This is a genomic window from Rubrivivax gelatinosus, assembly GCF_004340905.1.
Lineage (GTDB): Bacteria > Pseudomonadota > Gammaproteobacteria > Burkholderiales > Burkholderiaceae_C > Rubrivivax > Rubrivivax gelatinosus.
Genome location: NZ_SLXD01000014.1, coordinates 182,896 through 189,279 on the forward strand (window position 1 = coordinate 182,896; position 6,384 = coordinate 189,279).

Annotated in this window: 5 protein-coding genes; 2 read left to right on the forward strand and 3 right to left on the reverse strand. The window is 67.7% G+C overall.

All coding sequences use genetic code 11. From position 1 onward, the window contains the following. Positions 1 to 5 precede the first annotated feature (5 nt). Positions 6 to 2,729, forward strand: coding sequence for a cation-translocating P-type ATPase (locus EV684_RS20345; RefSeq protein ID WP_132649177.1), 2,724 nt, complete (start codon positions 6 to 8; stop codon positions 2,727 to 2,729). Between the two features lie 11 nt (positions 2,730 to 2,740). On the opposite strand, the gene EV684_RS20350 is transcribed toward EV684_RS20345, so the two are convergent. The 3 genes from EV684_RS20350 to EV684_RS20360 all read right to left on the reverse strand — a co-directional run bounded on the left by EV684_RS20350 (position 2,741) and on the right by EV684_RS20360 (position 4,181). Further along, positions 2,741 to 3,247: an Hsp20/alpha crystallin family protein gene (locus EV684_RS20350; RefSeq protein ID WP_132649178.1), complete on the reverse strand. Its 507-nt coding sequence runs from the start codon at positions 3,245 to 3,247 to the stop codon at positions 2,741 to 2,743. Positions 3,248 to 3,322: 75 nt separating this feature from the next. Beyond that, positions 3,323 to 3,706, reverse strand: a complete 384-nt coding sequence (locus EV684_RS20355; RefSeq protein WP_009855655.1) for an Hsp20/alpha crystallin family protein — start codon at positions 3,704 to 3,706, stop codon at positions 3,323 to 3,325. Between the two features lie 22 nt (positions 3,707 to 3,728). Next, a complete protein-coding gene (locus EV684_RS20360; protein ID WP_009855656.1) occupies positions 3,729 to 4,181 on the reverse strand; it encodes an Hsp20/alpha crystallin family protein in 453 nt (150 codons plus the stop codon). 646 nt (positions 4,182 to 4,827) lie between these two features. Here EV684_RS20360 and EV684_RS20365 point away from each other — a divergent pair. After that, complete coding sequence (locus EV684_RS20365; RefSeq protein WP_132649179.1) at positions 4,828 to 6,270, forward strand: ATP-binding protein; 1,443 nt, start codon at positions 4,828 to 4,830, stop codon at positions 6,268 to 6,270. The last annotated feature ends 114 nt before the right edge of the window (positions 6,271 to 6,384 follow it).

Genomic DNA, 6,384 nt, shown 5'->3' on the forward strand with positions numbered 1-6,384 from the left:
CGCCGATGACCGCCGCCCCGACCCCGTCCGCTGCGTCGCCGCCGCCGCAAGCCGCCTGGCACGCGCTGGACACCGCTGCCGTCGCCCAGGCGCTGCAGAGCGACACGACCCGCGGCCTGAGCGCCGCCGAAGCCACGCGCCGCCTGGCCGCCCACGGCGCCAACACCTTGCCCGAGCCGCCGCCGCGGCCGGCCTGGCACGTGCTGCTGCAGCAGTTCCGCAGCCCGCTGATCTACATCCTCTTCGTCGCCGCGCTGATCGCGCTGGCGCTGGGCCACGTCGGCGACGCCGCGGTCATCCTGGCCGTCGTCGCCGTCAACGCCGCCATCGGCGCGGCGCAGGAGGGCCGCGCCGAACGCTCGATGGCCGCGTTGCGGCAGCTGTCGGCGCTGCGGGTGCGTGTGCGCCGCGACGGCGCCGAGACCGAGGTGGCGGCGCGCGAGCTGGTGCCCGGCGACCTGCTGGTGCTGGCCGCCGGCGATGCGGTGGGTGCCGACGCGCGCCTCGTCGACGCCGCCCAGTGCCGCGCCGCCGAAGCCGCGCTGACCGGCGAATCGGTGCCGGTGGCCAAGAGCACCAGCCCGGTGCCCGAGGCCACCGGCCTGGCCGACCGCCACGACATGCTCTATTCCGGCACCTACGTCACCGGCGGCCGCGCCTTGGCGCTGGTGGTGGCCACCGGGGCGCACACCGAGGTCGGCCGCATCGCCGGGCTGACCGAAGGCGCGGCCGACCAGCGCACGCCGCTGGAGCGCCGCATCGAAGGTTTCGGCCGCTGGCTGGTGGGCGCGTCGCTGGTGCTGTTCGTCGCCGTGATGCTGCTGGGCCTGTGGCGCGGGCTGCCGGCCGTCGAGGTGCTGATGGTGGCGATCAGCCAGATGGTCTCGGTGGTGCCCGAGGGCCTGCCGGTGGCGGTGACGATCGCGCTGGCCGTCGGCATGCAGCGCATGGCGGCGCGCGGCGCGGTGATCCGCCGCCTGTCGGCCGTCGAGACGCTGGGCTCGACCACCGTCATCTGCAGCGACAAGACCGGCACGCTGACCCGCAACGAGATGACGGTGACGCGGCTGTGGTGGCCCGAGGGCGCCGCCGGCCGGCGCGCCGACGTCGCCGGCAGCGGCTACGCGCCCGAAGGCGCCATCACCCGCGACGGCGCTCCGGCCGCCGGCCCGGCGCTGACCGCGCTGGCCGAGGCCGCCGCGCTGTGCAACGACGCCACGCTGCGCCAGGCCGCCGACGGCCGCTGGAGCGTGGCCGGCGACCCGACCGAAGGCGCGCTGTGCACGCTGGCCGCCAAGGCCGGCGTCGACGTGGCCGCCGCGCGCGCCGCCGCGCCGCGGCTGGCCGAACTGCCGTTCGATGCCGACCGCCAGCTGATGGCGACGCTGCACGACGACGGCCGCGGCGGCGCGCGCCTGCTGGTCAAGGGCGCGCCCGAGGCGGTGCTGAAGCTCTTGCCGCCCGGCGAAGCGGTGGCCGCGGCGCGTGCCGAAGCCGAGGCGCTGGCCGCCGGCGCGCTGCGGGTGCTGGCCTTCGCCGCCGCCGACGGCCTGCCGGCCGACGCCAGCCCCGATCCCGAAGCGCACGCCGGCCGGCTGCGCCTGCTGGGGCTGGCCGGCCAGATCGACCCGCCGCGCGAGGAAGCGCGTGCCGCGGTGGCCGCCTGCCACGCCGCCGGCGTGCGTGTCGTCATGGTCACCGGCGACCACCGGCTGACCGGGCTGGCGATCGCACGCGCGCTGGGCATCGCCGGGCCCGAGGACCGCGCCGTCGACGGCCCGACGCTGGAGCGCCTGGGCGAAGCCGAGCTGCGCGACGGCCTGGCGCATATCGCCGTCTTCGCACGCGTGCAGCCGGCGCAGAAGCTGCGCATCGTCGAGGCGCTGCAGGCCGGCGGCGAGGTCGTCGCGATGACCGGCGACGGCGTCAACGACGCGCCGGCGCTGGCGCGTGCCGACGTCGGCGTGGCGATGGGCATCACCGGCACCGAGGTGGCCAAGAGCGCGGCGCGCATCGTCGTCACCGACGACGACTTCGCCACCATCGTCGGCGCCGTCGAGCAGGGGCGGGTGGTCTACGGCAACCTGAAGAAGGTCATCCTCTACCTCTTCGCCACCTCGCTGGACGAGGTGGCGCTGCTGCTGCTGGCGCTGGGCGGCGGCCAGCCGCTGCCGCTGCTGGCGGTGCAGATCCTCTGGATCAACATCGTCACCGAGGGCACGCTGACCGTGAACCTGGTGATGGACCCGCCCGACGGCGACGAGATGCGCCGCCCGCCGACGCCGCGCGACGAGCCGCTGGTGGACCGCACGATGCTCGGCCGCATCGCGCTGATGGCGACCACCGCGGTGGCCGTGACCTACGGCTGGTATGCCACGCGCGTGGGCGCCGGCCTGCCGATCGAGCAGGTGCGCACCGAGACCTTCACGCTGATGGCGATGTGCCAGTGGTTCAACGTGCTGAACTGCCAGTCGCGCTGGCGCTCGGTGTTCAGCCTGGGCTGGCTGCGCAACCCCTGGCTGGCCGGCGGCCTGGCGCTGGGCATCGCCCTGCAGGTGGCCGTGGTGCACTGGGCGCCGCTGGGCGCGCTGTTCCACACCGTGGCGCTGCCGGCGGCCACCTGGGGGCTGCTGGCCGTGCTGGCCAGCGCCGTGCTGTGGGTGGAGGAGGCGCGCAAGCTGCTCGCGCGCCTGACGGGCCGCCGCGGCGCGCGCGGCGCCGCGGCCTGAAGCCCGGGTCTTCAGCCCACTTGCACCGACACCGTGCGCGGCTTGCCGGGTGCGAGCTTGGGCAGCTCGACGCGCAGCACGCCGTTGCGGTAGCTGGCGCGGGCTTCTTCGCCGCGCACCGCCACCGGCAGCGGCACCGTGCGCTGGAAGGCGCCGTAGGCGCACTGCATCACGCGCCAGCGGCCTTCGGTGCTTTCGCGCTCGAAGCGCTTGCTGCCGCGCACGACCAGCACGTCGCCCTGCACCTGGACGTCGAAGTCTTCCTTCTCCAGGCCCGGGGCTTCGAGGCGCACGACGAGGCGGTCGTCGTCCTCGAAGACTTCACCGCCCATCATCGCCCAGCCGGTGCTGGGCATCCACAGCGTGTCGTCCACGTGTTCGCGGGCGGGCAGGGCGGTGTCATCGCCCGGCCGCAGCCGGGTCAGCGCGCCGGCGGCCGACTGGCGCAGGCGGTCCCAACCTTCGGTGACGCTGTCCCACAGCGTGCCGAAGCCTTGGCGGATCTCGTCGATCTTCATGGCAGTGCTCCGATGGGAACGGGTGGTGATGGAAAAGGCGCCGGCCGCGGCGGCGGCCGGCGTGTCGTCACGCGGTCAGGCGACCTGGACGGCGATCTTGCGCGGCTGGGCGTGCTCAGCCTTGGGGATGCGCACGCGCAGCACGCCTTGCGACAGCTCGGCGCTGACCTTTTCGGCGTCGAGCTCCTTGCTCAGCGTGAAGCCGCGGCGGTAGCGCGACAGCTGCACCTCGGCGTGCTGCGGCTGCAGCGCCTGCGGCAGGGCCAGCGCCATCTCGGCTTCCAGCGTCAGCTGGTCGCCTTCGACGCGCAGGTGCAGGTTCTCGCGCGGCACGCCGGGCAGGTCGGCGTAGAGCGTGATGCCGGTCGCGTCCTCGACGACGTCCACCGGGGGCAGCAGCGCGGGCTCGCGGGCGGCGGTGGTGGCCGCGGTGTCACGGGTTTGGGTGACGGCGTTCATGGTGTCCTCCAAAGGCTGGCGTTCAGTTGACGGCGATGCGGCGCGGCTGGGCGGCGGCGCGGCGCTGGACGCTGACGCGCAGCACGCCGTCCTTGTAGTCGGCCGTGACGGCGTTGGGGTCGATGTCGTCGGGCAGGCTGACGACGCGGCGGAAGCGGCCGGTGAAGCGCTCCTGCAGGTGCACGGTGCGCTTGCTGTCGCTGCCGGCTTCGGCTTGCGCCGGCAGGCCGGCCTTGCGTTCGCCGTCGATCGTGAGCACGCCGCGGTCGAGGTTGACGTCGATGGTGGCCGGGTCCAGGCCCGGTGCGAAGGCGTAGACCTCGAACGCGCTGTCGGTGCTGCCGACGTTGAGCGCCGGATACCCGCCGCGGCCGATGCCGCGAATGCTGGGTGAGCCTTCGAACACCGACGTCAGGTCGCGCTGCAGGCGATCCAGCTCGGCGAAGACGTCGCGCGGGAACAGGGTGCGGTACATGGTTGACCTCCTAGTGTCGGGTTGCGGCCGGCGGGGCTTGTTGGGTGCCGCCGCTGGCTGTACCGGTCAGTTAGGGGTCGGGGTTCGGGCTTTCAAGAGGGGGCTTGTTTGCCCGCTTTGTTGCGCGTGAAGCGCCTTCTCGTTCTCGCTTGGGGGGGCGCGTTTGGGTGGTGCGGCTGTGTGGATTTGATCTGGCGCAGTTGTTGGTGTGCGGCTGGTTGCACGCTGGCGCTCGCTGTATGCCGCGGCCGCCGGGTGGCCGGTTCCGGTCATGTCCCCCGGCCCGGCTGCGCCGGGCCTCCTCCTAATACTTCCCTACACCGGCCACCCGACGGCCGCGGCAGGGCGGAGCAGCGTTTATGCGTCCTGCCTGGCTCCTCCCCTCGATGGCGGGTAGCGAGCTTGGAGTCGGTGACGGGGCGGCTCAGAATGCCCCGCATGGACGCCGCCTCAGACGGCAAATTTGATACTGGATGGGCGCCTAGTAAAGCAAGAAGAATATCCAGATGCGACAGGACCATGCGATGTCCGGCAGCATCTGTGTTAGGCGACAAGTGCTGTGATAGACGATTTAGGTTGTCGTCCATCACCCGTCGCACAGGCGCACAATGCGGCTTTCCACCAACCCCTCACATGGAGCGGAAACGTGCACGACTTTAGATTGGTGAACTGGGGGCCAGATGAGGCAAAGGATGACCATGACTTGCCAGGATACTTCGTCGCCTTCCCTGAGTTCGCAGACATCGAGGCCGGCCAGATCCGCTACGTAGTAGGACGCAAGGGAACGGGCAAGACGGCGATCATCGAGCGCATTAAGCAGCGAGTGGCCGCCGATGCTATGGGGTTCAGTTCTAATCTGACATTGCGCAATTTTCCCCTCCAAGACTTCCGGGAGCTCAGAGATCGAAGCCAACGCGACAAATCTCAGTTTGTCGCTGCATGGAGTTTTCTGCTGTTGATCGAGTTAGCGAAGATGGTCTGCTCTGATAACGGGGCGGAAACTGCATCCGCAGTCGACGAACTTCGTCAATTTCTATCCGCTAATGGGCTGGATTCCTCTGCGGGATTTGCGTCCACGATCACTAGTCTGACCAAAGCCGAGTCAAAAGTAAAGGTTTCCACTGGCTGGTTGGATGGAGAACGATTGGGCGGTTCGCAAACCCAGATAACGCTGCCGGTACATTATCAGAAAGTGGTTGGCGCTTTGGCGGCAAGGCTTGTTAACGTCTCCTCGGAATCGGAGTACTGGCTCTTCATTGATGAACTGGATGAAGGCTATAGGGCTGGTGATACTAGTCTGCGTTTGGTTCTTCTCGGGTTATTCCGCGCCGTAGAAGACTTGGCGCTATCTTTGCGTGCTGCGCATTTTCACTTCCGACCTCTCGTTGTCTTGCGGTCCGATATATTTGATCGCCTGGAAGACAACGACCTAAACAAGCTAGACGACTATGTCTACAGACTTGGATGGACTACACGGGAAGAAATGGATGACTACGCGTTGAAACTGGTCCCGGAGGCGAGAATAGTTAAGTCCATTCCTGGTGCAGTTTTAGATCCATGGGGCCATGTAGTAGTTAACTTCGACGGCGATCTTCCGCAGTACGTCGAATCAGTCTGGGCGTTCATGACTTCTCGAACCTATGACCGACCACGAGATATCATTAAGTTTCTGAAGTCTTGCAGGAAGCATACAAAGTCAGGGCAGCTTCCATTTAGCTCGGTGCGACTTGCGGAGGATACATATTCTGACTGGCTGTTCCGTGAAATTCGAGACGAAATTCACAGTTATCTTCCGTGTTGGAGGGAGGCTACTCAGTGTATTACTCGAATTGGAACTGGGCGATTTTCGGTGACAAACTTTCTTGACACCCTCAAAGAAGACAAGACCGTCAGCAAGTGGATTTCTGAAGGTGGGAACTCTGCTGAGGCTGTCGTTGAAACTTTGTATGAGTTTGGTGTTCTTGGAAACTACGATGGCAGGCGCTGGTTGTTTAAGTACAAAGATCAAGATCTGACGTGGAACCCCGCGATGGAACTGATTGTTCATTTCGGGCTCTGCAAGAAACTTCGCGTCACTAGATCTTTCTAACTCTATATCGGCGCGCATCGGGACCTTGTTTCACTCTGGTGGACACTCCGACCTAACCGAAGGAGTTGCACATGGGTATGCCGGGGCCGCAGATGGTCAAGCGGTATGGATTGG

Bases quoted from the DNA above. Each gene is read 5' to 3' on its own strand.
- EV684_RS20360 (WP_009855656.1), bottom strand. From the start codon at position 4,181: ATGTACCGCACCCTGTTCCCGCGCGACGTCTTCGCCGAGCTGGATCGC.
- EV684_RS20350 (WP_132649178.1), bottom strand. From the start codon at position 3,247: ATGAAGATCGACGAGATCCGCCAAGGCTTCGGCACGCTGTGGGACAGC.
- EV684_RS20355 (WP_009855655.1), bottom strand. From the start codon at position 3,706: ATGAACGCCGTCACCCAAACCCGTGACACCGCGGCCACCACCGCCGCC.
- EV684_RS20345 (WP_132649177.1), top strand. From the start codon at position 6: ATGACCGCCGCCCCGACCCCGTCCGCTGCGTCGCCGCCGCCGCAAGCC.